Here is a 23,367-nt window from a genome sequence, read left to right on the forward strand (position 1 = left end):
CCATACTCGATACGGTGAGGTTGCTGCCGCAACGCCACCGTATCTAAGGAAGAAAGACGACGCCGCGACTAGTTCGCGGCGTTTTTGTTTTGTCGGATGAGATAGATCATCTGGGCAGTCAGGCCGACCACGAGGATCGCCAGCAATCCTGCCTGGGCGCCGAGAAGCAGCGGCGATTTCAGGTCTGTCACTATCGGATGACCGTCGGGAACACGGCGCAGAATTTCACTCACCGTCGGGACCATCAACAGAAACGCGGTAATGCTGAGACAGATGGTTTCAATATATCTGGCGATACGCGTTGAACCCAGAACGCGTTCGATACCGTAGCCTGCAAGCAAGAACAGGATGGTCAGAACGCCAACGACGTAGCTGATTGGCTGATGCGCCACAAGAAAGACAGTTGCAGCGCCAATCAGCATGGACACAAAGTAGATTGCCCCGGGCGTGGATCGGGGGACGATGCGACCGTAACGGGTAAACATGAAAATGGCCGCTGGAATGGCCGGCAGGCTGCCGAGCGTGTGGATCCAGCCAAGCGAAGAAATACCGAACATGCGAAATTGCCTTTCTCTTCCTGAAAGATGGGGTGGTCCGGAACGCAGATTGTCGCCGGCATGTCTGCCAGAGCAGCGTCATTAGTTGATCGGTCGGTCCCGTTTGGGTCATGCGTCGACGCCCCTCGCAAGATGCAGTTCAAGCGGTGATGCGCTCCAGCATCGGGCGGGTTATGGCGCCAAAGCTTGCGGCATCGCCATGTGCGCGCGCTGAGAGCATTGCGCCGTGCACGGTGGCCATGAACATCTCAGCATTGACCCGCGCTGTGCCGGTTAGTGCAAGGCGCCCCTGGGAAGCGCCGCGCTCCAGCACGGCTGTAAGCCAGTCCGAGAGACTCCGAAAATGCGCACGCACCTCGAAAACGACCGCTTCGGGAAGAATCGGTATTTCGCCGGCAAGCAGCGCACAGACGCAGAAGGGGTGGGTTGCATCGGCGATGCAGCGCTCCCAATAGCCGATATAGGCGCGAAGCTGCTCCAGCGGATCTGGAATGTGCTGCTCCAGCGCGGCGATACCGGCTTCGGCCTCGTGCCTGTACTGCGACACCAGTTTCGCGACCAAGTCCGCCTTGCTGGGAAAATGGTGATGAATACTCGCGTTACGAATGCCGACTACATGGGAAATATCGGCGTAGCTAAAACTATTATAGCCCCCTCTTACAATCAGGGTCCGGGCGCACTGGAGAATGTCATCGGCTTTGGTATTAGAGCTTTTCATGTCTCTCACCTACCAACTAGTAGGTAGAATGTCAAACGCGTTCTTTGCGGTGAATAAGCCCCGGCGATGGGATCCGAATGAGGATCGACCCCGACGACCACAGGCGGAGAACCATGAAATAAAGGCATGCCCTCCGCCATTGCCCCGTCACTGCCTGGCCCCCATCGACATGCCACTCGCATTGGCTTCTCGGTTGGCCCTGCTTCCCGCCGCCTTCGCTAGCGGATTGCTGGTCCTGCGGACCAGCTGAGATCGTCTGTCCCAGACCGAGTTGCCGGGTTATACGGATTGCGTTCGCGAAAGGCCGTATCGGATATTGCCCGGCACATGGTGAAGTTTTGTTCGCTTTTTGTTCTTCCAATTTTCCTCGGCGATGATAATATTGCGGCCTTGAGCAAAGGCCGTGGAGCATCGTCGTGAGTTTCGAGTTGACGGATAATGGAGGGTCAGGGCAGCTTTTCCTCGAAGGCTTCGATCTGGAGAAGCAGCGACGGGTCAATCCGCGATTTGGCAACAAGGTCTTAATCGTGCTGAAGCCGCCCGTGGCCTTGGCGGAGAGAATTTTCACCGATGCATCGTGCCATGCCGCCGGGCGGACGAAGCGGGCGGCCCATCCAGCCGAGCTTCTGCATATCACCCTCCTTTGCGTCGGGTGTTTCGACACCGTGCCTCGCGGTTTCGCAAACCGGCTGAAGGCGGCACTGGCGGAAATAAGGGCGCGTCCCGTTCCGATTACGTTCGATGGCAGCTCGCTTTTCGGCAATCGCAGCTGTCTGGCGCTAAGCAGCCGCCGCGAGATGCTGGAGCTCAGAGCATTGGCGAAGATGGTGCAGCGCGCGCTTTGGCGGGCCAATCTGCCCTTTGTCGCCGCATCGTCGTTCACGCCGCATCTCACCGTGGTCTATGGCTGCGGGAAAATCGACATCATGCCTGTTGAAAAACCATATAGCTGGCTGGCGGGCAGCTTCGAACTCATCTTCAGCCATAATGGAGAGACGCGGCACGAATCTCTCGGGCGCTTCCCGCTTTCGGCGAAAGCGGACCGCTATGAGCAGCCGGAAAGTCAATTATATCTGCCGGAAAAAATATTCAGGCCGCAGAAGCGGTCGGCGCACAAGATGGCGGCGCGATAACGCTTGCGTGAAAAAGCACGGCATACATGCCTAGCATTAGCTGCCCCACTGCTGTAGACGCAGAGGATGCGCCAGCAAAAGCGCAGTTTGTAGCGCCCGCCGAGAACCGGGTGTTCCGGTATCCGGCGCGAGCGAGGCGGTGCCGCCTCGCCGGGAACGATAACCAGCTTAGAGCTGAACCTTGTCGAAAGCCTTGCCATCGATGCCGAGGGCTTCGAGATCGGCACGGGCGGGCTTGCGATGCGCGCGAACAGCGGCCGAAACCGAGAGCGCTGCACCGAGAACGGCGAAAGTTTCACCGAAGAAGTTACGCGATGTCTTTGCAACCTGACGCATTTTTCTCTCCATCTTTGATGCCCAGATAATGGGCATTTCCGCACCGTTCTACAACTCATGATGCAGCAGGGAAGCCATGCAGCTTTGCTCGCGCTCGTTCGGATATCAGCCATTGCGATTTCGCATGGCTCAGGCCTGGCGTCTTCAAAAGGACGCAGGGCGCCTCAGCCGGCGGGTTGAATAAGGCGGATATTTTGTTATGCCGGAAAGCTTGAACACAAAGAGGCTGGCAGCATGACGATCATCATTTACGGCATCAAGAACTGCGACACGATGAAGAAGGCCAGAAGCTGGCTGGAAACCCATGGCGTCGACTATTCTTTCCATGACTACAAGGCCTCGGGCATTGACCGCGCCCATCTGGAGACATGGTGCGATGTCGCGGGCTGGGAAATGGTTCTCAACCGCGCCGGTACGACCTTCAAAAAACTCGATGACGGCCAGAAGGCTGGCCTGAGCCGCGAGAAGGCCATTGCACTGATGCTGGAGCAGCCCTCCATGATCAAGCGTCCGGTGCTGGAGGCGAAGGGCAAGATAACCGTCGGTTTCAAGCCTGAAACCTACCAGACTCTTTTTGCGTGACTGCAATCTGCCATGTCCAAAACAACCCGCGCCACCCAGATGCTGAACAAGGCGGGCGTCGCCTTCACCACCGTTACCTATGATTACGACCCGAATGCAGACCGCATTGGCCTGCAGGCGGCCGAGGCGATCGGCGAGCCACCGCATCTGGTGCTGAAAACGCTGATGGCGGAGCTGGACGGCAAGCCGGTCTGTGTCGTCGTCCCTTCGGATCGTGAGGTCAGCATGAAGAGGCTTGCGGCCGCTTTCGGAGGCAAATCCGCCAGCATGATGAAACCTGCCGATGCCGAGCGTGCCACCGGTTACCATGTCGGCGGCATCAGCCCTTTCGGGCAGAAGAAACAGGTGCCTACGGCCATCGAGGCCGAAGCGATGACGCATGATTATGTCTACATGAATGGTGGGCAGCGCGGCTTGCAGGTGAGGCTTTCTCCCCGAGATGCCCAAACGGCACTGAACGCCATTGCCGCACCGCTGGTCGCCGATTGAGGCGCAGGGGCGCGCCTGAAAGCGTTTGGCTTTCAGGAGGAATGGGCTATGGTCGGCGCCTCCGATTGAAATAGACGAAGGCAGATCATGACTGTTTCCCCCATCGATCCCGTCAAACTCGAAAAACTGGCCGAAGTCGCCATCAAGGTCGGTCTGCAATTGCAGAAGGATCAGGATCTGGTGATTACCGCGCCGCTGGCAGCGCTGCCGCTGGTGCGATTGCTGACAAAACATGCCTATATGGCGGGCGGCGGACTGGTTACCACCTTTTACTCCGACGAAGAAACCACGCTTGCCCGCTATCGCCATGCGAGCGACGCCAATTTCGACCGGGCTTCCGGCTGGCTTTATGATGGCATGGCAAAGGCCTATTCGAACGGCGCGGCGCGGCTGGCAATTGCCGGCGATAACCCCATGCTGCTGGCCGAACAGGACCCCGCCAAGGTTGCCCGCGCCAATAAAGCAAACTCCACCGCCTATAAGCCGGCGCTGGAGAAGATTTCCAACTTCGACATCAACTGGAACATCATCTCCTATCCGAACCCCTCCTGGGCAAAGCAGGTGTTTCCCGACGTGACGGAAGACGAAGCCGTCCGCAGGCTAGCCGAGGCCATCTTCGCTGCCTCGCGGGTGGATCTGGCTGATCCGGTCGCCGCATGGGCTGAGCACAATGCCAACCTTGCCAAGCGCTCGGCGTGGCTGAATGGCGAACGTTTCGCTTCACTGCATTTCACCGGCCCCGGCACGGATGTGAAGATCGGCCTGGCGGACGGCCACGAATGGCATGGCGGCGCCTCCACCGCCAAGAATGGGGTCACCTGCAACCCCAATATCCCGACCGAAGAAGTGTTCACGACACCGCACGCGTTGCGGGTCGACGGTTACGTCTCCAGCACCAAGCCCCTGTCGCATCAGGGAACGCTGATCGACGATATCCAGGTGAAGTTCGAGGGTGGACGTATCGTCGAAGCCAAGGCTTCGAAGGGCGAAGCTGTATTGAACAAGGTACTCGACACTGACGAAGGCGCGCGGCGTCTCGGTGAAGTGGCGCTGGTGCCGCATTCCTCGCCGATTTCGGCAAGCGGCATCCTGTTTTACAACACGCTGTTCGATGAAAATGCCTCGTGCCACATCGCGCTCGGTCAGTGCTATTCGAAGTGCTTTCTCGACGGCGCGTCGCTGTCGCAGGATCAGATCAAGGCGCAGGGCGGCAATTCCAGCCTGATCCACATCGACTGGATGATCGGTTCCGACAAGGTGGCTATCGATGGCGTGAGGCCGGATGGCTCCACGGTTCCTGTCATGCGCAAGGGCGAATGGGCCTGACGACACCTATCTCGGCAACTGGCTGCGCTGACTGAGCCAGATGCTGAAGAGCACCGCAACGAAACCTGCGATCTGCGCTGGCGTGAGGCTTTGGCCGAGCGCCAGCCAGCCGAGCAGGGTTGCAACGACCGGGCTTAGAAAACCAAGCGATGCGGCGGCGGAAGGTTCGATGCGGGCAAGTCCGCGGAACCACAGAAAATAGGTCAAGGCAGCGCCGATAAGACCCAGATAGGCCATGCCGAGAATATTGGCGGCCGTCGGCGTCGGCAGTGTGGGTTCAAAAAAATACGCGACCGGCAGCAGCAGGATACCACCGGCTGTCAATTGCCAGGCGGTAAACGTCAGGTTCGACACCGGCGGACGCCATTTGCGGGTCAGCACTGTTCCAAAAGCCATGGACACGGCACCGGCAAGGCCTGCCGCCACGCCGATACCATCCATCGCAGCCCCCGGCGCCAGAACCAGAAGCGCCACACCGACAATACCCAGAAAACCGGCCGCGATAGCCAGCGGCCGGACCGGTGTCGCGAGAAACAGCCGAGAAAGGCCAATCACGATCAGGGGCTGGACCGCGCCCACCGTTGCCGCCACGCCGCCGGGCAGCCGATAGGCCGAAACGAAAAGCATCGCCCAGAAGAACGAGAAATTCAGTGCCCCCAGAATGAGGCTGCGCGGCCACCAGATACCGTTTGGCAGTTTTCTCACGAAAAGCAGCAGCAACACGCCAGCCGGCAATGCGCGCAGCATGGCGACATGCAGAGGGTATCCATGAGGCAAAAGCTCGGTGGTGACGAAATAGGTCGTGCCCCAAATAGCGGGAGCAAGAGAAGTCGTCAGCACATCGGCGGCATAGGCTGTATTTTTCTTCATTTCAAGAATCTCTATATCAAGACAAATGCACCCTAAGTGATTTTATCTTGACGTCAAGATACTAATTGTTATGCCTTGATGATGAGCAAAGAACCACTTGACCGCGTCGATCACATTCTGGCGCAATGGCGCAGGGAGCGGCCCGATCTCGATGTCGAACCCATGGCTCTGCTGGGGCGCCTGAACCGTCTCACCACCCATCTAGCGCGAGAGGTGGAGACCGTGCTGCTGAAGCACGGTCTTTCCTCCTCCGCTTTCGATGTTCTCGCAACATTACGGCGTTCCGGATCACCCTACCGGCTTTCCCCCGGCGATCTGCTGGCGATGACAATGGTAAGCTCCGGCACCATGACCAACCGCATCGACCAGCTCGAAAAAGCTGGGTTTGTGAAGCGCATACATAATCCCGATGACCGGCGCAGCGTCTTGATATCGTTAACAGAACCGGGATTTTCCATTGTCGAGGAAGCGGTCGGTGCACATGTCGAAAACCAGCAGCGCCTGGTCGCCAGTCTGAGCGAGGAAGAGCGCACGACGCTGAACCAGCTGTTGAAACGGTTCTTGCGGGATTTCGAAGCATAGGCATTTCCGCCTGGCAAACATAATGCTCCGTGATGCCGCTTGTTTCGCGCCCAAAAATCCTGTAAGCAATTTTCCGTAAACCTGTACTACAGGTTGGAGGAAAAATGTTAAGTGCCATTTCGCATGAATCCGGCCTCGTCAGCAGCACGATCGGCGCGATCACCCGTCATATCCGCGAAAACGAACTTGCGCCCGGCGCCAAGCTCCCGAGCGAACTTTCGCTCTCGCAGCAGCTCGGCGTTTCCCGCACCGTCGTCCGTGAGGCCTTCCGGTCCCTATCGGCCATGCGGCTGATCGATGTCAGCGCCGGCAAACGCGCTACGGTGGCGACGCTGGATCATGGTGCGATGTCGCTGATGTTCGAACATGGCATTCACACTGAGCAGATCAACATTCAGCAGATCTACGATGTGCGCCGCACGATCGAGGTCAGAACCGTGACGCTCGCGGCGCTCAGAAGAACGGATGCGGAAGCGCTCACCATTCTCGACCATGCCAACAACATGGAGCGGGACTTTGGCGACAATGACAAGGTCATGGAACATGATCTGGCTTTTCACCTTGCTGTTGCAAGAGCCTCCAAGAACCCGGTTTTTGAACTCATTCTCGGCGCCTTTCAGAATGTAACGCGCCAGACGTGGCCGATCGGCTGGAAAAGCCGCACATCCGATGCACAGCGACATGCTGCAGGCGAACTTCACATCGCCATCGGACAGGCCATTGCCGCCGGTGACCCGCAAACCGCTTCAACGCTGATGGCGCGTCATTTCGATGAAAGCGTTCACGCGCTTCTGGCGGCCGGCATCGCCTGATTTTTTTCAACGCCGTCCCAGACGGAAACTGACTGCCTCTGGAGGAGACACTTCATGAAAATCACCAAACTCGAGACCGTCCGCGTGGCGGAACGGGCAAACCTGCTCTGGGTTCTGGTCCATACGGATGAAGGCATTACCGGGCTTGGCGAAACCTTTTATGGCGCCGAGACGGTGGAGACCTATGTGCATGAATATATTGCACCCAGGGTCATCGGCCGCGATCCGCTGCAGATCGACCTTCTGGCGCAGGATCTCGTCGGTTATCTCGGCTTCCGCTCATCCGGTGCGGAAGTGCGCGGCAATTCGGCATTCGATATTGCGCTTTGGGATATTTTCGGCAAGGCCACCAACCAGCCGATAGCCCAGCTGCTCGGTGGTTTCAGCCGCAAGGAAATCCGTACCTACAATACCTGCGCGGGCACGGAATATATCAAGAAAGCCACCGGCCAGCAGACGGCCAATTACGGCCTCTCCGGTGGCAAGGATTATGACGATCTGAACGGCTTCCTGCATCGCGCGGACGAGCTTGCCCATTCGCTGCTGGAAGACGGCATCACGGCCATGAAGATCTGGCCTTTCGATGCAGCGGCGGAGAAGACGCGCGGGCAATATATCTCGATGCCGGACCTGAAGACTGCGCTTGAGCCGTTTGAAAAAATCCGCAAAGCGGTGGGCGACAAGATGGATATCATGGTGGAGTTTCACTCCATGTGGCAGCTTCTGCCCGCCATGCAGATCGCCAAGGCGCTCACGCCATACCAGACCTTCTGGCATGAAGACCCGATCAAGATGGACAGCCTTTCCAGCCTGACGCGGTATGCCGACGTTTCGCCCGCACCGATTTCCGCGTCCGAAACGCTTGGCTCCCGCTGGGCCTTCCGCGACCTGCTCGAGACAGGTGCTGCCGGTGTGGTGATGCTTGATATCAGCTGGTGCGGCGGGATTTCCGAAGCGCGTAAGATTGCCTCGATGGCGGAAGCCTGGCATCTGCCGGTCGCCCCGCATGATTGCACCGGGCCGGTGGTGCTCTGCGCCTCCACACATCTGTCGCTCAATGCGCCGAATGCGCTGGTGCAGGAAAGCGTGCGTGCCTTCTACAAGACCTGGTATCGCGATCTCGTGACCGCATTGCCGGAAGTGAAGAACGGCATGATCACCGTGCCGCCAGGCGCTGGCCTTGGCATGGAGCTGCATCCCGATATCGAAAAAACCTTCACCGTCAGCCGCCGTTTTTCAGATGCGGCATCAATCTGATCAGAACAGGCTGCCTTGATTGCCAGGGTCCGAAGAAGCCGGTTTGACCGTCTTCTTTTTCAACGCGACGGGCGCATCCGGGGACGGCGTCCCCTCTCCCGTTGTGATGGCGGAGACGCGACCGTCGGCGAATTCCATAGAGACAACAGCGCCTGACGCGATAGCCGCAGCACGAGTCAGCGGCCGGTTCTCATCATCGCGGATCACCGCATAACCGCGATTCAGCACGTTCTTATAGGACAGCGATTGCAGGATACGATCATGGGCGGCGAGACCGGAACGGTTCTGCGCCATGCGATGCAACACGGCGGTATCGGCGCGACGAGACGCGGTGACGACGCGTTCCTTCTGCCGCTCCAGCTGGCCGAGAAGTCGGGCAGGGAGCGAACGCAACGCGGAATCGAAAGCATCAACGCGGCCCTTGCCCTGCAACAGGCGGCGTTCCACCAGGGTCTCGGCCCGGTGCATACGTTCAGTAATCCGCTGCCTGTGGTGTTTGAGACCGTTCAACAGGGTTTCCGGCCTGAGACCCGAGGCAGAACGTTCGAAGGCACGGCGCTTGTTGAGAGCTGTTATTTCCAATCCGCGACCGAGACCGCTCGCGGCCTCGTCGAACCGGCGGCGCGGCAAAGCAAGAAGCTGATCGAGCGAAGGCAGCGCGCGCACCAGCGCCCGCACACCTTGACGGCGATTGTCCATCTGTCGTGATACCGAGCCCGAAAGACGGGCAGCAAGGCCCGAAAGCTGCGCTTCGAGTTCCGTCCGCACCGGCACCGCCATTTCGGCGGCTCCCGTCGGCGTCGGGGCGCGCACGTCGGCGGCATAATCGATCAATGTCGTATCGGTCTCGTGTCCGACGGCGGAAATCAGCGGGATTTCGCTCTCGGCAGCGGCGCGCACGACGATTTCGTCATTGAAGCTCCAGAGGTCTTCGAGGCTGCCGCCGCCGCGCGCAACGATCATTACATCGGGGCGGGCAATCTCGCCGCCGGGCTGAAGCGCGTTGAAGCCGCGAATGGCGTTCGCCACCTCCTCACCCGAGCCTTCGCCCTGCACTTTGACCGGCCAGACGACGACATGGACCGGGAAACGATCCGAAATGCGGTGGAGAATATCGCGGATGACCGCGCCCGTTGGCGAGGTCACAACTCCAATGACGCGCGGCATGAAAGGCAGGCGGCGCTTGCGAGCCGGATCGAACAGCCCTTCCGCCGCCAGCCGCCGGCGGCGATCTTCCAAAAGCGCCATCAGCGCGCCGGCGCCGGCAGGCTCAAGGTTTTCGATGACGATCTGGTATTTCGAGGAACCGGGAAAGGTGGTGATCTTGCCGGTGGCGATGACTTCCATGCCCTCTTCCGGGCGGAATTTCAGCCGCGAGAAGGTGCCCTTCCAGATCACCGCATCGATGCGGGCGCGATCATCCTTCAGTGAGAAATAGGCGTGTCCTGACGAATGCGGCCCACGATAACCAGAAATTTCGCCCCGCACCCGCACCTGTTCGAACGCCGTCTCCACCGTGCGTTTGATGGAGCCCGACAGTTCGGAGACCGAGAATTCGGCAAGATTGCTCAATGCGGCGTGGGAGAAGATATCGCTCATGCCTGTTTGTAACCAAAAGCCGTCGATTCGGAAATGCCAGCGCCGGCCAGCGCTTTTTTAACCGCGATGAAACCATATCCTCAACTACAGAGTTAGGAAAATGGGGAATGGAGGAGAAAACAAGGGTTCGTTAGGGAAGACGGCGTTACGTCTGTCCCAGGCCCGGCAACCAAAGAGGAGGCGGCATCATGATTTTTCTTACCGCCACATTGCTTGGCGTAACCGCAGTTGCGTTACGTTCGGTTTTCAGCATCGTTTTCATTTGCATGATGATTATCGGTGCCTATGGCGTGGCGATCGCACTTTCGCCCACGGCCGTACCGCTGATGTCGCTGCTTCTGGCACTCGCCGGTTACAATTTCGGTGTCGTCGGCGTCGTTATCAGCCTTCTCGTGCTGCAGCGCCCGCGTTCCACTCAGCCAACCCTCTAAAAGCCCCCCGGCCTTGAGGCTTCCGCGCTTTGCCCTTACCGAGATTTGCGGGCTGGCCGCCGACATTATCGTTTCCTGCCTGCTTATGTTCTATCTCGGCGTTGATGCGCTCGTCGCCCGCGTGCCCGGCGCGGCAACGGGGCTCGCAACAAGCTGGCGGCTGAGGCCGAACGGTTTCTTGATGAACGCCGTAACTTTTACCTCACGTATTGTCAGCGTCGGGCTTTTTGCGCTGCTGCAATGGCGCAACCCCCTGGTGCAACCGCTCGTGCCACTTGTCTTTTCAGCATTCGCGGCACTGTTGCTGGCGCTTTACGGCTATTGGCGGCTTCAAAGGCAACGGCAAGAGCGAGACTAAACCGTTTCCCAGCCGTCCTTTTCCGCCGCCCGGTAGATGGCGTCGATGAAAAGCTGGTTCTTCCTTGAGCTTTCCAACGTGACGACGTCGCCCTCACCTTTCGCCGCACGGGCAAAGGCCTCCGCTTCCAGCTTGTACTGACGGCTGTCCTGAAACCGGAAGATTTGCGAGACGTTATGGGTCTGATTGGTTAACTCGATCTCTTCCGCACCCCACCTATTGGCGTTGAAGGGCGACTTTACCTCGATGTAACCGTCCGTGCCATGGAAGACCATGAGCTGGCGGGAGGCGAGTTGTGTCGCCAGATAGAAGCTCAGTTCAAAACCGCCGAAATCGGCCCTGACGCTAGCGTAGATATCCGTGCCGAATTCACTGTCGCGTTCGACGGTCGCTTGCACACGTTTCGGTTCCGCACCGGTGGCAAAACGCGTCACGATCGTCGGGTAGACGCCGATATCCGGCAGGGCGCCGCCGCCCAGTTCGGGAATATTACGCATATTACCGGGATCGCGGTTGAAGTAGGTGAAAGCGCCCTGCACATGTTTCAGCGAACCAATTGCGCCCGAAGCCAGCAGTTCTTTCACTTTCGCCCAGACCGGAGCGTAGGCCACCATGAAGGCCTCGGATACGATAACGCCGTTACGGTCGCGCGCGGCGATAAGGGCGTCTATCTCCTCGGCCTTTAATGAAATCGGCTTTTCGCAAAGAACATGCTTGCCGGCATCAGCCGCCCTGACGGTCCATTCCACATGCTGCGAGGTGGGAAGCGGAATATAAACCGCATCGATGACATCAGAAGCCAGCATTTCTTCATAAGAGCCGAAAGCGTAGGGCACTGAAAAGCGATCGGCCACCGCGCGCGCTTTGGCAGGATCGCGGCTGGCGATGGCGCTGACCACACAGTTCTGTGCATCCTGTATTGCCGGAATAACGTGGTCCTGAGCGATTTTCGCCGTTGAGATTATTCCGAAGCGCAACATTCCGTTCTCCCGTTCTGTCATTCCTGGAAACTTAGCACCGCCACACACTCTGGCAAGCCGCGGCAGCGCGACTGATAAAGAATGGCCGGATCTGTCCGGTCATTGTCGGTCTGGCTGCTTTTATACGCACATTAAAAGAGAAATGATGCTAGACATGAACCCAACGGAGAACCGTGAAATGTCCTCTTCCAACACCGCGCTGCTTGTCATCGACGTTCAGGAATCCTTTCGTCACGCCCCCTACTTTGATGAAAGCGGCCTCACGCTTTATCTTGAGAAGCAGCAGGCGCTTATCGATGGCGCCAAAGCTGCTGGTATTCCCGTTGTGCAGATCTTCCATGTCGATGGTGACAAGGCCTTCTCAAAAGACAGCGGTTACATCCGTGCACTTGAGGGCGTAAGAATTACCCCAGATGTCACCTTTCACAAGAACCGCCATTCGGCCTTTGCCGGCACCGGTCTTGAAATCTGGCTGACTGAGAAGGGCATCAACCGATTGATCGTCTCCGGCATCCGTACCGAGCAATGCTGCGAAACCACGACCCGGCACGCTTCCGATCTTGGTTACAAAGTCGACTACGTCAGCGAAGCGACGCTGACTTTCCCGATGACACATGCTTCCGGCACCGTTTTCAGTGCGGAAGATATCCGCAAGCGAACCGAACTGGTGCTGGCTGGCCGCTTCGCGCGCATCGCAACTGTCAGCGACGTGCTTGCAACCATCAAAGAGGCCGCCTGATGGATGAGGGCGGCACCCGCGTCGTTCCCTTTTATACGCTTGTGCCGCCACATGCGCTGTTGCTCGATATAGCCGGCCCGCTTGAGGTGATCCGTTATGCCAACGGGGAACAGCGCGACATTCATTTTGACTGCCGGTACATTGCTGCGAGCGACGAACAACAAACTTCCATTGGTCTTGCGCTTGCCCGGCTTGAGAGCTTGCCGGCGACGTTGCCGGAAAATGCTCTTCTACTGATCTCCGGGAGCACATCACGCTTCGACAGTGATCCGGGAACGCAGCGTGAGCGGCAGGCGCTGGCGACATGGCTGCGCCGTGCGGTGCGTCCCGACACCACGGTGATTTCCATTTGCTCCGGCGCGCTTCTGGCGGGCGAAGCGGGCCTTTTCGACGGCCGCAACTGCACGACCCATGCCGACTGTATAGAGGGGCTACGCCGCATTGCGCCATTGTCACAGGTGGCCGAAAACCGCCTTTTCGTGGAGGACGGCAACCGTTTCTCCAGCGCCGGTATTTCCACCGGCATCGACCTGATGCTGCATGTGGTCTCCCGGCTGACATCGCCTGCGGTTGCGGCACGCATCGCCAAAACCATGGTGGTTTATCTCAGGCGTAGCGGTAACGATCCGCAAATCTCCCCCTGGCTCACAGGCCGCAACCACATCCATCCCGCCATTCACCGGGTGCAGGACCGCGTGATGGCCGAACCGGCGCAGGACTGGTCGCTGGAGCGGCTAGCGGATATCGCCGCGCTCAGCGAAAGGCATCTCTCACGTCTGTTTCGCGAGCATGCCGGCATCAGCGTCATCGATTATGTCAACCTGATGCGGGTCAACCTCGCCCGTGATATTCTCGCAAACAGCCGCCTTGATATGGAGGCCATTGCCGAACGGGCGGGTTTTGCCTCCGCCCGGCATTTGCGGCGGGTCTGGCAGCAGCATAACCGGTATCCGCCCAGCCACTATCGCGGCTTTCACGCCTGATAATCTCGGACCTCCCGCAGCCTGATGATTGCCATCAAAGGAATTGAATGGTTATGCCGGCGGGCAGTTGCTAACCTTGCGATAAGACAGCAACAGGAGCATTCCCCGTGGAAAAACGAAGCCTCGGCCGCACCGGCCTCTCCATCGCCCCCATCGTCTTCGGCGGCAACGTGTTTGGCTGGACAGCGGATGAAAAGACGTCCTTTGCCCTGCTTGACGCCTTTTTTGATGCGGGGTTCAACGCCATCGACACGGCGGATGTCTATTCCGCTTGGGTGGATGGGCATGTGGGCGGTGAATCCGAGGCCATCATCGGCAAGTGGCTGAAACAATCCGGCGTCAGGCGCGAGGACGCGGTGATCGTCACCAAGGTAGGTTTCGACAATCGCGGCCAGAAGACCGGTCTCAGTGCCAAGTGGATCGCCGAAGCCGTCGAAGCTTCGCTGAAGCGGCTTCAGACTGATTATATCGACCTTTACCTCGCGCATAAGCCGGATGCCGACGTGCCGCTGGAAGAAACACTTGCCGCCTTCGCAAAACTGAAGGAACAGGGAAAAATTCGCGCCATAGGCTGCTCCAACTATTCCGCGAGCCAGCTTCAGGATGCGCTGGACACGGCAGAAAAAAATAATCTTCCGCGTTACGACGTGCTGCAGCCGGAATACAATCTCTATAACCGCAAGGATTTCGAAGGCCCGCTTGCCGAGCTTTGCCAGAAGGAAGAGATTGGCGTCATCAATTATTACAGCCTAGCGGCCGGCTTTCTGACCGGGAAATATCGTGCCAAGGCCGATACAGAGGGCGTCGCCCGCAGCTATCGCGTGGGCGAATATGTCAATGCCCGTGGCCTTGCCGTTCTGGGGGCCATGGATGCGGTGGCAGTCGAAACGGGGGCCAAGCTTGCAGATATTGCGCTGGCCTGGCTGTTGAGAAAGAAGGCGATAACCGCGCCCATCGCCAGCGCCACCAGCCTGTCCCAGCTCGAAAGCTTCAAACGCGCCGTCGAGTTGAACCTGACGGATGAGATGATGACGCTTCTCGACAAGGCGGGTGCATAAATGGAGCTTGTAATTCGCGATGCGCAGCCGGCTGACCGGGCGGAATGGCTGCGCCTGTGGAACGACTATCTCGCCTTTTACGATGTCGATCTTGCCGACGAGGTAACCGACCATACATGGGAGCGCATTCTCGACCCCGCCTCCCGCGTTTCGATGCGGGTGGCAATGCTTGGCGACCGCATGGCCGGTTTCGCCATTCACCACTTCCATGATTCCACTTGGGTGAAAACGCCTGACTGCTATCTGGAAGACCTTTTTGTCGATGGCGAAATCCGCGGTAAGGGGACGGGCCGGGCGCTGATGGACGACCTTATCGCTATCTGCAAGGAAAAGGGCTGGTCCAGGCTTTACTGGAACACCGGCGAGGACAATCACCGCGCCCAGAAGCTCTACGACAGCTACGTGAAAAACGACGGCCATATCCGCTATCGCATCACCTTCTGATCACCCCCGGAAGCGGAAGAAATCCACGAAGGCCCTCAGCGCCGGACGCATCTGCCGGCGCGAGGGGTAATAGATGTAAAATCCATCAAACGGCGCGCACCAATCCTCGAGAACGCGGATCAGCCTGCCCTCCCTTATATCGTCTTCGACACGCTGTTCAAAAACGAAGGCAAGCCCTGCACCGTCTATCGCCGCCCGGCGAATGAGACTTTGGTCCGACAGGATCAGCGGCCCCTGAACGTCGACCACAAGCGCTTTGCCATTTTTCTCCAGCTCCCAGCGATAGATCAATCCACTCGCAAAACGCCGGCGGATGCAGCGATGCCGGATGAGGTCCCTCGGATCACGGGGAGGCGGATTTTCCGCAAAATAGGACGGTGCGCCGACAATCGCGCCACGCCAGGCCCCGCTCGCTTTCACGGCGATCATATCTGCATCGAGATGTTCCCCGAGACGAAGCCCGGCATCGAAACCTTTTGCGACAATATCTTCAAAGCGATCATCGGTCGAAATTTCGAGGGAGATTTCGGGATAGAGCCGCAGGAATTCCCCCAGCCGGGGCACAATAAGATCTTCAGCGGCAAGTCTGGGGAGAGTGATGCGCAAAGGACCTGCGGGTCGACCGCCCTGTTCGGCAAGGGTATCGATGACGGCGTCGATATCGGCAAGCGCCGGACCCAAGGTTTCGAGAAGCCGCTTTCCTTCCTCTGTCGGAGAAACGCTGCGGGTGGTACGGTGAAGTAGCCGCAGGCCCAGGCTCGCCTCCAGCGACGAGACCGCATGGCTGACGGCGGAAGGGGCAATGCCGAGTTCGGCAGCCGCCTTGCGAAAGCTCCGGCCTTCGGCAACGGCGGAGAGAACGGCCAGTTGGGAGAGTTGCACACGGTTCATTGTTCTAAATTATAGAACAACCCACGCGGATTTGCAGCGATTATTTTTCCTGCTCTCATTCGCTATGTTCCCATCACGCCCTGATGACGGGCGGTTCCTTATGGAAGGACGAACAGATGAAAAGCAGAACCCTTGGAGACAATCTGACCGTATCGGCGCTCGGCCTCGGTTGCATGGGAATGACCCATGCCTATAGCCCGACGGGCGATGAAAGCAGTGCGATCGCGACGCTGCATCGCGCTGTTGACCTCGGCGTTACATTTTTCGATACGGCGGAAGTTTATGGGCCCTACACGAACGAAATTCTCCTCGGCAAGGGCCTGAAGCCTTATCGTGACAAGGTGGTGATTGCCACCAAGTTCGGCTTCAAGATTGATGGCAGCAAACCCGCGGGCCAGATGATGGTGGGAACGGACGGTCGACCGGAAAATGTTCGTGCCGTCGCCGAAGCCTCCCTCAAGCGCCTCGACGTTGACGCCATCGACCTCTTTTACCAGCACCGTGTCGACCCCGATGTGCCAATCGAAGAAACTGTGGGGGCGATGGCGGAACTGGTGAAGCAGGGCAAGGTAAAACATCTCGGCCTTTCCGAAGCCAGTGCCGAAACGCTTCGAAAAGCCCACGCCACCCACCCGATTGCCGCCATTCAGAGCGAGTACTCGCTGTGGACCCGCGACCCGGAAGAAAATGGCGTGCTGGATACCTGCCGTGAGCTTGGCATCGGTTTCGTACCGTTCAGCCCGCTTGGGCGCGGTGCGCTGACCGGAGCGCTGAAATCGCTGGACGGACTTGCGGCCGATGATTTCCGGCGTGGCCTGCCGCGTTTCCAGGGTGAAAACTTCGACGCGAACCTGGCGCTGGTCAGACTTCTGGAAGACATGGCTGCCGAAAAGGGTGTGACTGCCGGGCAACTGGCATTGGCCTGGGTGTTGGCGCAGGGGGATTTCATCGTACCGATCCCGGGCACCACGAAGATTGCCAATCTGGAGAAAAACGTCGCGGCCGCTGATGTGTCCCTGACGCCGGAAGAAGTCGAAAGCCTTGGCGCGTTGCTGGCTCCGTCCAAGGTTGCGGGCGAACGTTATCCCGAACGCATGTCACAGATGGCCAATCGTTAAAAAACAAAAAGCCGCGGTGGTTGCCGCGGCTTTTTTCAATCTGTTATCCGACGTCAGGCGCGCAGAACGCCGCCTGTCGATTTCTCGACATTGCCGACGATCTTGGCCGTCAAGGCTTCGAAATCCTCATCGGTCAGAGTTTTGTCGACCGGTTGAATCTGCACTTCGATGGCGACCGACTTGCGGTTTTCTCCGAGCGATGCGCCTTCGAAAATATCGAAGACATTGACGCCTGTGATCAGTTTGCGATCAGCGCTCGTTGCCGCCTTGATGATCGCCCCCGCCTCTACGGCCTTGTCAACCACGAAGGCGAAGTCGCGCTTGACCGCCTGGAAGGGGGAGAGTTCGAGCGCAGGCTTGGTGCGGGTGGCTTTCTTCTTCGGCTCCTGCATGGCGTCGAGATAAATCTCGAAACCGCAATAGACACCCGACACATCCAGCTCGGACAGTGTTTTCGGATGGAATTCACCGAAGTAACCAAGCACGACCTTCGGGCCCATCTTGATGGTGCCGGAGCGGCCGGGATGATACCAGGCAGGCCCGCCGGCCTCGATCTGGACATTGGCCATGGGGAGGCCGCAGGCTTCCAGCACCGTCAGTGCATCCGCCTTTGCGTCGTAGACATCCACGGGCTTGCCGCCGCCCTTGGACGCATTGGACCACATGCGGCCGCTGCCAGCGAGCGAGGCCGTGCCACGGCGAACACCGCCAGCAACACGGCGCTGCGTATCAGGCGTGTCGCCTTCATAGGTGCCGGAGACCTCGAAGATTGCGACGTCACCATAGCCCTTGTCGGCATTGCGCTGTGCGGCGGTCAGCAGGCCCGGCAGCAGCGAGGGCCGCATATCTGACATATCGGCCGCAATCGGGTTGGCGAGCTTCAGCGCCGGCGAGCCGCCGCCGAATAGCTTCGCCTGCGCTTCCGGGATGAAGGACCAAGTGACGGCCTCCAGCATGCCGCGGCTTGCCAGCGCACGGCGCGCGGTGCGCGTGCGGACCTGCAGCGTGGTCAGGATGCGACCGTTGACGGCACCGAAGCTTTCCAGCGGCTCGGGTTTGATATTGTCAACGCCATGAATGCGCATGACCTCTTCAACCAGATCAGCCTTGCCGTCGACATCCGGGCGCCAGGACGGCACAGTGACGGATACGCGCTCGCCCGTTCCCTCGACCCCAAAACCCAGGCCCTTGAGGATGGCCAGGCTCTCTTCAGCCGAGACTTCGAGCCCCGTCAGCCGCTTCACTTCCGCAAGCGGGAAATCCACGACCTTGGGCTGATATCCCTTGTAACCAACGACCCTGGCTTCGCCGGCAACGCCGCCGCAGAGCTCCAGAACCAGTTCGGTGGTCCGCTCCAGGCCCGGAACCATGTATTCCGGATCGACACCGCGCTCGAAACGGTAGCGCGCATCGGTGATGATGCCGAGCGAACGGCCGGTCTTGGCAATGTTGATCGGGTCCCAGAGGGCGGATTCGATCAGCACGTCGACGGTGTTTTCGTCGCAGCCGGAATGTTCGCCACCCATCACGCCGCCGATAGACTCGAGGCCCTTTTCATCGGCGATGACGACATTGTTCGGGCCGAGCTTATATTCACGCTGATCGAGCGCGAGGATCGTCTCACCCTCCTTTGCGCGGCGAACGGTCAGATCACCCTTGACCTTGGCGGCGTCGAAGACGTGCATCGGCCGGCCCTGATCGAAGGTCATGTAGTTGGTGATATCAACAAGCGCATTGATCGGACGCAGGCCGATCGCCAGAAGACGCTGCCGCATCCATTTCGGGCTGGGGCCGTTCTTCACACCGCGCACGATGCGTAGCGAGAAGCCAGGGCAGAGGGCGGGATCGTCCAGTTCCAGCTTCACATCGACGGGCGTTGCGCCTTCCACCTTGAAGGAGGGTGCAGGCTTTGTCTTCAGCTTGCCGAGACCGGAGGCCGCGAGATCACGCGCAATGCCGTAGATCGAGGTGCAGTCCGGACGATTGGGCGTGAGATTGATCTCGATGACAGGATCATCGAGGCCGGCATATGATGCGAAGGAAGTACCGACGGGCGCATCCGCCGGCAGGTCAATGATGCCGTCGTGATCGTCGGAAATGTTGAGCTCCTTTTCGGAGCACATCATGCCATGGCTTTCCACACCGCGAATCTTCCCGATGGCGAGCGTGACATCGATGCCCGGGACATAGGTGCCGGGACGTGCGAGCGCACCGACGAGGCCAGCGCGCGCATTCGGTGCACCGCAGACGATCTGCACCGGCTTGCCGTCACCGGCATCGACCATCAGCACTTTCAGGCGGTCGGCCTCCGGGTGCTTTTCAGCGGAAACCACCTTGGCAATGACGAAGGGCTTGTAGGCCGCCTTGTCGTCAACATCCTCGACCTCAAGGCCAATCGCCGTCAACCGCTCGCAAATCTCGTCCAGCGTCGCATCGGTATCGAGATGCTCTTTCAGCCAGGAAAGAGTGAATTTCATGTCTTTGCTCCTTGGCTAACCGGATTAAACGCTCAGACCGCCGAACAGCGTCGGCATGTCGAGCGGGCGGAACCCGTAGTGGTTCATCCAGCGGACATCGGCGTTGAAGAAATCGCGCAGATCGGGCATGCCGTATTTAAGCATGGCGATGCGGTCGAGACCCATGCCCCAGGCAAAGCCCTGATATTCATCCGGATCCAGCCCGCCGGCGCGCAGCACGTTTGGGTGCACCATGCCGCAGCCGAGAATTTCCATCCAGTCCTTGCCCTCGCCGAACTTGACGATGGGGCCGGAACGGTCGCACTGGATATCCACCTCGAAGCTTGGCTCCGTGAAGGGGAAGAAGGACGGGCGGAAGCGCATGACGACGCTGTCGACCTCGAAGAAGGCCTTGCAGAACTCCTCAAGAATCCAGCGCAGATTGCCGACATGCGCCTTCTTGTCGATGACAAGACCTTCGACCTGATGGAACATCGGCGAATGGGTGGCATCGGAATCCTGGCGATAGGTCTTGCCGGGGATGACGATGCGGATCGGCGGCTTCTGGCTCTCCATGGTGCGGATCTGCACCGGTGAGGTGTGGGTGCGCAGCACCTTACGCTCGCCTTTTTCGTCCGGCTGGAAGAAGAAGGTATCGTGCATCTCGCGGGCCGGGTGGCCTTCCGGGAAGTTCAGTGCCGTGAAATTGTAATAGTCAGTCTCGATGTCAGGACCTTCGGCGATGGAGAAACCCATATCCGCGAAGATGGCAGTGATTTCGTCGACGATCTGACTGATGGGATGAATGCGACCGCGCTCTGCCGGAGACTGGCGGACGGGCAGGCTGACGTCCACCGTTTCGGCCTTGAGACGCGCGGCGATGGCGGCGTCTTTCAGCGCGTTCTTGCGCTCGCCGATGAGGTCGGTAATTTCGGTCTTGAGCTGATTAATAGCGGCGCCGCGGGTCTGGCGCTCCTCCGGGCTCATGCTGCCAAGCGTCTTCAGAAGCTCCGAAACCGAGCCCTTCTTGCCAAGCGCGGAGACGCGCACGGCTTCGATGGCCGGTTCATCGGCAGCGGCGGCGATCTCCGACATCAATTGCGATTTCAAGGTATCAAGTTCAGTCATCTTTTCCTGCCTTGCCGGATTTTTTAACAGCGGCGTCGGTGTTCACAGCATTCATCAGATAGTCGGTCGCCATGATAAAGCGTCGCAGATCACTACCCATCCGCACGCGCCCGATCAACCGGGCAAGCGGTAAAAAACGCCCGAGAATGCGGGTCAAGCGGGTTAATTCTTCCAGTGCGCGGGGCGGAGCATTTTCGAGCCAGCGCGAAAAGGCGGCGTCGCGGGTTTTGGGGGCATCATTGGCGCGCGTGGCCACCTGCAGAAACAGCAGCCAGATATCACGAGCCTGCGCCGTTTCCAGCGGCATGACATCCTGAGGGCGCTCCTCGAAATCCATGAAACCGATACGGCCATCCTTCAAGAAGAAGTCTCGTACATGCGGGCGGCCGTGGCAGAGGCCTGCGGCATGCAGCTCGCCAAGTGCTTCTGCGGATTTAACAAGCAGGGCGTCATGCTCGATCGGATCGGAGGCCTTCAGGGCATCCATGCGCTCCATGAGCGTCGGGCCTACATCTCCCAGCACCACGGCCGTGCGGGATGAGTAGATCAGCGGCGGAACCGGGAAGCCGCGCTGCTGGAACTGCTGCAAGGTTTCGAGTTCCCGCTGCATGAGGCCCGCGCCATCAAGCGGTTCGGAAGGGCGAAGAAAAGCGTAGGGCAGGAGTTTTGACAGCAGCTTCTGAATTTTCATCCACCACGTCACACGCTCCGTGCCCTGCCGTTTGATCCACACCGTCAGCTGCGAGAGTTCAACCTTCTGAATGCGACGGTCACTTTTCAGGAGGACACGCATCACGGTTGCGATGTCATCGTCGTCGAGATGAACGCGGAAACCTTCCGCTTCCACAACCTCACTTTTATTGACCTGCATTTCGTCCACCAAAGGTTTCGCTTCAAACGGCGTGAATACTCCAAGTCTTCTAAATTTCTAAATTAAAAAACGCCGATAGAAATGTATGGCATCTGAAAAGAAAAAACCCGCGCCGGTTGCCCGACGCGGGTTCAAATGAACAACAGATTGTCCGCGCCGTAATTACTTTACAGCGGTTTCAAACTCGTTGGCCGTACCAGCATCCTTGAGGTACTCAAGCGCCTTCTTCGCTGCTTCGATGAGCGCGCCGAATGCTGCCGGCTCATGGATAGCCATGTCGGACAGAACCTTGCGGTCCACTTCGATGCCAGCCTTGTTCAGGCCGTCGATGAAGCGGCCATAGGTGAGGCCGAATTCGCGGACAGCAGCGTTGATACGCTGGATCCAAAGAGCGCGGAAGTTACGCTTGTTGACCTTGCGGTCGCGGTAAGCGTACTGCTTGGAACGATCCACGGCAGCCTTTGCTGCGCGGATGGTGTTCTTGCGGCGGCCGTAGAAACCCTTGGCTGCCTTGAGTGTCTTGGTGTGCTTGGCGCGGGAAGTTACGCCACGTTTTACGCGTGCCATGTCATGATCTCCTTAAAGTGTCCAAAAATGCGGAAAAGTCTCAGAGACCGTTCGGCAGGTAGTTCTTGACGACCTTCTTGCCGTCAGCTTCGGCGAGAACCATGGTTCCACGCGCGTCGCGAATGAACTTGTTGGTACGCTTGATCATGCCGTGGCGCTTACCGGCGGCGGCTGCAACAACCTTGCCGGTTGCAGTGATCTTGAACCGCTTCTTTGCAGCGGACTTCGTCTTCATCTTGGGCATTTTGCTACTCCGTTTTTGTATCGAAACAGGCAGACGAGGCCTATTTCAAGCTATTCAGGAACGGCCTCGGCATGCCCTGCCGGACCGTTCGGACGCGCGCTTATAACCGCAGTCGGTTAAAAGCGCAACGGGGAAAGCGAACTTCCCCGTGCGGCTCATTACGCCAGTTCTGTGGCGGTATAAGTTATTTCGGCGCGAGAACCATCATCATCTGACGGCCTTCAAGCTTCGGCTCGGCCTCCACCTTGGCAATCGCCTGAGTGTCTTCCTTCACCTGAAGAAGAAGCTTCATGCCCAGTTCCTGGTGAGCCATTTCACGGCCACGGAACTTCAGCGTCACCTTCACCTTGTCGCCATCTTCAAAGAAACGGCCCATCGCCTTCATCTTCACGTCATAATCATGCGTGTCGATGTTAGGGCGCATCTTGATTTCTTTGACTTCGACGATCTTCTGTTTCTTGCGCGCTTCAGCGGCCTTTTTCTGGGTCGCGTATTTCAGTTTGCCGAGATCGAGGATCTTGCACACCGGCGGTTCAGCGTTCGGCGAAATCTCAACGAGATCGAGACCGGCCTCCTCCGCCAGTTTCAATGCCTGATCCGTCGGCATGCTACCGAGGTTCTGGCCCTCTTCATCAATAAGCTGAACTCTGGGAACCCGAATTTCCCGGTTGGAGCGCGGCCCCTCCTTGACGGGGGCATCGGCTTTGAAAGGTCTGCGAATGGTCGTATTCTCCTGATCTGTTTCTGGATCACGTCGGCAAAAAACAGCTTGTTTGGTACAAGCGGCGGAAATGTCGTTATTGCCGTGGCGAAGTCAATAGCATATCTGCCCGAAAAG

The 23,367-nt window shown here is 58.6% G+C and carries 27 protein-coding genes; 14 read left to right on the plus strand and 13 right to left on the minus strand.

Annotated elements, in window-relative coordinates; translation table 11 throughout:
- Window positions 1-68: 68 nt before the first annotated feature.
- Window positions 69-557 carry a hypothetical protein gene (locus BLU28_RS03535; protein ID WP_006699713.1) on the minus strand — a complete coding sequence of 163 codons (489 nt, stop codon included), beginning with the start codon at window positions 555-557 and terminating at the stop codon, window positions 69-71.
- A 139-nt stretch (window positions 558-696) separates the two neighbouring features.
- On the minus strand, window positions 697-1,275 hold the full coding sequence (locus BLU28_RS03540) for a TetR/AcrR family transcriptional regulator (protein WP_077986566.1): 579 nt from the start codon (window positions 1,273-1,275) through the stop codon (window positions 697-699).
- A 416-nt stretch (window positions 1,276-1,691) separates the two neighbouring features.
- On the opposite strand from BLU28_RS03540, the gene BLU28_RS03545 reads away from it, so the two are divergent.
- On the plus strand, window positions 1,692-2,408 hold the full coding sequence (locus BLU28_RS03545; RefSeq protein ID WP_077986565.1) for a 2'-5' RNA ligase family protein: 717 nt from the start codon (window positions 1,692-1,694) through the stop codon (window positions 2,406-2,408).
- A gap of 168 nt (window positions 2,409-2,576) precedes the next feature.
- Here BLU28_RS03545 and BLU28_RS26250 read toward each other — a convergent pair whose 3' ends face one another.
- Window positions 2,577-2,744 (minus strand): hypothetical protein, encoded by a 168-nt coding sequence (locus BLU28_RS26250; protein WP_003503889.1) that lies wholly within the window; start codon window positions 2,742-2,744, stop codon window positions 2,577-2,579.
- A 234-nt stretch (window positions 2,745-2,978) separates the two neighbouring features.
- On the opposite strand from BLU28_RS26250, the gene BLU28_RS03555 reads away from it, so the two are divergent.
- From BLU28_RS03555 to BLU28_RS03565, 3 genes are all read left to right on the plus strand, one after another.
- Entirely contained in the window at window positions 2,979-3,326 is a 348-nt protein-coding gene (locus BLU28_RS03555) for an ArsC family reductase (protein WP_077986564.1), read from the plus strand.
- 12 nt (window positions 3,327-3,338) lie between these two features.
- Window positions 3,339-3,815: a Cys-tRNA(Pro) deacylase gene (gene ybaK / locus BLU28_RS03560; RefSeq protein ID WP_077986563.1), complete on the plus strand. Its 477-nt coding sequence runs from the start codon at window positions 3,339-3,341 to the stop codon at window positions 3,813-3,815.
- Window positions 3,816-3,902: 87 nt separating this feature from the next.
- Window positions 3,903-5,141 carry an aminopeptidase gene (locus BLU28_RS03565; protein ID WP_077986562.1) on the plus strand — a complete coding sequence of 413 codons (1,239 nt, stop codon included), beginning with the start codon at window positions 3,903-3,905 and terminating at the stop codon, window positions 5,139-5,141.
- 6 nt (window positions 5,142-5,147) lie between these two features.
- Here BLU28_RS03565 and pecM read toward each other — a convergent pair whose 3' ends face one another.
- Entirely contained in the window at window positions 5,148-6,011 is an 864-nt protein-coding gene (gene pecM / locus BLU28_RS03570) for a 4-hydroxybenzaldehyde efflux transporter PecM (RefSeq protein ID WP_060942485.1), read from the minus strand.
- A gap of 81 nt (window positions 6,012-6,092) precedes the next feature.
- Here pecM and BLU28_RS03575 point away from each other — a divergent pair, with 81 nt between their 5' ends.
- From BLU28_RS03575 to BLU28_RS03585, 3 genes are all read left to right on the plus strand, one after another.
- On the plus strand, window positions 6,093-6,593 hold the full coding sequence (locus BLU28_RS03575) for a MarR family winged helix-turn-helix transcriptional regulator (RefSeq protein ID WP_077986816.1): 501 nt from the start codon (window positions 6,093-6,095) through the stop codon (window positions 6,591-6,593).
- Between the two features lie 104 nt (window positions 6,594-6,697).
- On the plus strand, window positions 6,698-7,405 hold the full coding sequence (locus BLU28_RS03580) for a FadR/GntR family transcriptional regulator (protein WP_004439405.1): 708 nt from the start codon (window positions 6,698-6,700) through the stop codon (window positions 7,403-7,405).
- Window positions 7,406-7,459: 54 nt separating this feature from the next.
- Window positions 7,460-8,662: a mandelate racemase/muconate lactonizing enzyme family protein gene (locus BLU28_RS03585; protein ID WP_077986561.1), complete on the plus strand. Its 1,203-nt coding sequence runs from the start codon at window positions 7,460-7,462 to the stop codon at window positions 8,660-8,662.
- Here BLU28_RS03585 and xseA read toward each other — a convergent pair whose 3' ends face one another.
- Window positions 8,663-10,261, minus strand: a complete 1,599-nt coding sequence (gene xseA / locus BLU28_RS03590) for an exodeoxyribonuclease VII large subunit (RefSeq protein ID WP_077986560.1) — start codon at window positions 10,259-10,261, stop codon at window positions 8,663-8,665. It abuts the gene before it with no gap.
- A 188-nt stretch (window positions 10,262-10,449) separates the two neighbouring features.
- Here xseA and BLU28_RS03595 point away from each other — a divergent pair, with 188 nt between their 5' ends.
- Window positions 10,450-10,692 (plus strand): hypothetical protein, encoded by a 243-nt coding sequence (locus BLU28_RS03595; protein ID WP_004439396.1) that lies wholly within the window; start codon window positions 10,450-10,452, stop codon window positions 10,690-10,692.
- Between the two features lie 13 nt (window positions 10,693-10,705).
- Window positions 10,706-11,050, plus strand: coding sequence for a hypothetical protein (locus BLU28_RS03600; protein WP_077986559.1), 345 nt, complete (start codon window positions 10,706-10,708; stop codon window positions 11,048-11,050).
- On the opposite strand, the gene BLU28_RS03605 is transcribed toward BLU28_RS03600, so the two are convergent.
- Window positions 11,047-12,030 (minus strand): Gfo/Idh/MocA family protein, encoded by a 984-nt coding sequence (locus BLU28_RS03605; protein WP_077986558.1) that lies wholly within the window; start codon window positions 12,028-12,030, stop codon window positions 11,047-11,049. The two genes, BLU28_RS03600 and BLU28_RS03605, sit on opposite strands and share 4 nt — an antisense overlap.
- A 178-nt stretch (window positions 12,031-12,208) precedes the next feature.
- Here BLU28_RS03605 and BLU28_RS03610 point away from each other — a divergent pair, with 178 nt between their 5' ends.
- The 4 genes from BLU28_RS03610 (at window position 12,209) to BLU28_RS03625 (ending at window position 15,254) form a co-directional block, all read left to right on the plus strand.
- Window positions 12,209-12,769 carry an isochorismatase family protein gene (locus BLU28_RS03610; RefSeq protein WP_045533036.1) on the plus strand — a complete coding sequence of 187 codons (561 nt, stop codon included), beginning with the start codon at window positions 12,209-12,211 and terminating at the stop codon, window positions 12,767-12,769.
- Window positions 12,769-13,752, plus strand: coding sequence for a GlxA family transcriptional regulator (locus BLU28_RS03615; protein ID WP_006699725.1), 984 nt, complete (start codon window positions 12,769-12,771; stop codon window positions 13,750-13,752). Before BLU28_RS03610 ends, BLU28_RS03615 begins: the two co-directional genes overlap by 1 nt.
- 107 nt (window positions 13,753-13,859) lie before the next feature.
- Window positions 13,860-14,810 (plus strand): aldo/keto reductase, encoded by a 951-nt coding sequence (locus BLU28_RS03620; protein WP_077986557.1) that lies wholly within the window; start codon window positions 13,860-13,862, stop codon window positions 14,808-14,810.
- Window positions 14,811-15,254: a GNAT family N-acetyltransferase gene (locus BLU28_RS03625; RefSeq protein WP_004439379.1), complete on the plus strand. Its 444-nt coding sequence runs from the start codon at window positions 14,811-14,813 to the stop codon at window positions 15,252-15,254.
- Here BLU28_RS03625 and BLU28_RS03630 read toward each other — a convergent pair whose 3' ends face one another.
- A complete protein-coding gene (locus BLU28_RS03630; protein ID WP_004439376.1) occupies window positions 15,255-16,145 on the minus strand; it encodes a LysR family transcriptional regulator in 891 nt (296 codons plus the stop codon).
- A gap of 116 nt (window positions 16,146-16,261) precedes the next feature.
- On the opposite strand from BLU28_RS03630, the gene BLU28_RS03635 reads away from it, so the two are divergent.
- Entirely contained in the window at window positions 16,262-17,263 is a 1,002-nt protein-coding gene (locus BLU28_RS03635) for an aldo/keto reductase (protein ID WP_045533043.1), read from the plus strand.
- A 53-nt stretch (window positions 17,264-17,316) separates the two neighbouring features.
- Here BLU28_RS03635 and pheT read toward each other — a convergent pair whose 3' ends face one another.
- The 6 genes from pheT to infC form a co-directional block, all read right to left on the minus strand.
- Window positions 17,317-19,740 (minus strand): phenylalanine--tRNA ligase subunit beta, encoded by a 2,424-nt coding sequence (pheT, locus tag BLU28_RS03640; protein ID WP_004439370.1) that lies wholly within the window; start codon window positions 19,738-19,740, stop codon window positions 17,317-17,319.
- A 24-nt stretch (window positions 19,741-19,764) separates the two neighbouring features.
- Window positions 19,765-20,847: a phenylalanine--tRNA ligase subunit alpha gene (pheS, locus tag BLU28_RS03645; RefSeq protein ID WP_004439367.1), complete on the minus strand. Its 1,083-nt coding sequence runs from the start codon at window positions 20,845-20,847 to the stop codon at window positions 19,765-19,767.
- A complete protein-coding gene (locus BLU28_RS03650; protein ID WP_035206809.1) occupies window positions 20,840-21,718 on the minus strand; it encodes a lipopolysaccharide kinase InaA family protein in 879 nt (292 codons plus the stop codon). Before BLU28_RS03650 ends, pheS begins: the two co-directional genes overlap by 8 nt.
- 162 nt (window positions 21,719-21,880) lie before the next feature.
- Window positions 21,881-22,285: a 50S ribosomal protein L20 gene (gene rplT, locus BLU28_RS03655; RefSeq protein ID WP_035206623.1), complete on the minus strand. Its 405-nt coding sequence runs from the start codon at window positions 22,283-22,285 to the stop codon at window positions 21,881-21,883.
- A gap of 40 nt (window positions 22,286-22,325) precedes the next feature.
- Window positions 22,326-22,529, minus strand: coding sequence for a 50S ribosomal protein L35 (gene rpmI, locus BLU28_RS03660; protein ID WP_003493355.1), 204 nt, complete (start codon window positions 22,527-22,529; stop codon window positions 22,326-22,328).
- Between the two features lie 184 nt (window positions 22,530-22,713).
- The gene (gene infC / locus BLU28_RS03665) at window positions 22,714-23,250 is read right to left on the minus strand and encodes a translation initiation factor IF-3 (protein WP_004439353.1); all 537 of its coding nucleotides are present in this window, start codon (window positions 23,248-23,250) and stop codon (window positions 22,714-22,716) included.
- Window positions 23,251-23,367: the final 117 nt, after the last annotated feature.

This window comes from Agrobacterium pusense, assembly GCF_900102105.1.
GTDB classification, from domain to species: domain Bacteria; phylum Pseudomonadota; class Alphaproteobacteria; order Rhizobiales; family Rhizobiaceae; genus Agrobacterium; species Agrobacterium pusense.

What these genes read in the sequence shown, in the direction of transcription:
- BLU28_RS03535 (WP_006699713.1), bottom strand. Translation starts at nt 557, where the DNA reads ATGTTCGGTATTTCTTCGCTTGGCTGGATCCACACGCTCGGCAGCCTG.
- BLU28_RS03540 (WP_077986566.1), bottom strand. Translation starts at nt 1,275, where the DNA reads ATGAAAAGCTCTAATACCAAAGCCGATGACATTCTCCAGTGCGCCCGG.
- BLU28_RS26250 (WP_003503889.1), bottom strand. Translation starts at nt 2,744, where the DNA reads ATGCGTCAGGTTGCAAAGACATCGCGTAACTTCTTCGGTGAAACTTTC.
- BLU28_RS03555 (WP_077986564.1), top strand. Translation starts at nt 2,979, where the DNA reads ATGACGATCATCATTTACGGCATCAAGAACTGCGACACGATGAAGAAG.
- ybaK (WP_077986563.1), top strand. Translation starts at nt 3,339, where the DNA reads ATGTCCAAAACAACCCGCGCCACCCAGATGCTGAACAAGGCGGGCGTC.
- BLU28_RS03565 (WP_077986562.1), top strand. Translation starts at nt 3,903, where the DNA reads ATGACTGTTTCCCCCATCGATCCCGTCAAACTCGAAAAACTGGCCGAA.
- pecM (WP_060942485.1), bottom strand. Translation starts at nt 6,011, where the DNA reads ATGAAGAAAAATACAGCCTATGCCGCCGATGTGCTGACGACTTCTCTT.
- BLU28_RS03575 (WP_077986816.1), top strand. Translation starts at nt 6,093, where the DNA reads ATGAGCAAAGAACCACTTGACCGCGTCGATCACATTCTGGCGCAATGG.
- BLU28_RS03580 (WP_004439405.1), top strand. Translation starts at nt 6,698, where the DNA reads ATGTTAAGTGCCATTTCGCATGAATCCGGCCTCGTCAGCAGCACGATC.
- BLU28_RS03585 (WP_077986561.1), top strand. Translation starts at nt 7,460, where the DNA reads ATGAAAATCACCAAACTCGAGACCGTCCGCGTGGCGGAACGGGCAAAC.
- xseA (WP_077986560.1), bottom strand. Translation starts at nt 10,261, where the DNA reads ATGAGCGATATCTTCTCCCACGCCGCATTGAGCAATCTTGCCGAATTC.
- BLU28_RS03595 (WP_004439396.1), top strand. Translation starts at nt 10,450, where the DNA reads ATGATTTTTCTTACCGCCACATTGCTTGGCGTAACCGCAGTTGCGTTA.
- BLU28_RS03605 (WP_077986558.1), bottom strand. Translation starts at nt 12,030, where the DNA reads ATGTTGCGCTTCGGAATAATCTCAACGGCGAAAATCGCTCAGGACCAC.
- BLU28_RS03610 (WP_045533036.1), top strand. Translation starts at nt 12,209, where the DNA reads ATGTCCTCTTCCAACACCGCGCTGCTTGTCATCGACGTTCAGGAATCC.
- BLU28_RS03615 (WP_006699725.1), top strand. Translation starts at nt 12,769, where the DNA reads ATGGATGAGGGCGGCACCCGCGTCGTTCCCTTTTATACGCTTGTGCCG.
- BLU28_RS03625 (WP_004439379.1), top strand. Translation starts at nt 14,811, where the DNA reads ATGGAGCTTGTAATTCGCGATGCGCAGCCGGCTGACCGGGCGGAATGG.
- BLU28_RS03630 (WP_004439376.1), bottom strand. Translation starts at nt 16,145, where the DNA reads ATGAACCGTGTGCAACTCTCCCAACTGGCCGTTCTCTCCGCCGTTGCC.
- BLU28_RS03635 (WP_045533043.1), top strand. Translation starts at nt 16,262, where the DNA reads ATGAAAAGCAGAACCCTTGGAGACAATCTGACCGTATCGGCGCTCGGC.
- pheT (WP_004439370.1), bottom strand. Translation starts at nt 19,740, where the DNA reads ATGAAATTCACTCTTTCCTGGCTGAAAGAGCATCTCGATACCGATGCG.
- pheS (WP_004439367.1), bottom strand. Translation starts at nt 20,847, where the DNA reads ATGACTGAACTTGATACCTTGAAATCGCAATTGATGTCGGAGATCGCC.
- BLU28_RS03650 (WP_035206809.1), bottom strand. Translation starts at nt 21,718, where the DNA reads ATGCAGGTCAATAAAAGTGAGGTTGTGGAAGCGGAAGGTTTCCGCGTT.
- rplT (WP_035206623.1), bottom strand. Translation starts at nt 22,285, where the DNA reads ATGGCACGCGTAAAACGTGGCGTAACTTCCCGCGCCAAGCACACCAAG.
- rpmI (WP_003493355.1), bottom strand. Translation starts at nt 22,529, where the DNA reads ATGCCCAAGATGAAGACGAAGTCCGCTGCAAAGAAGCGGTTCAAGATC.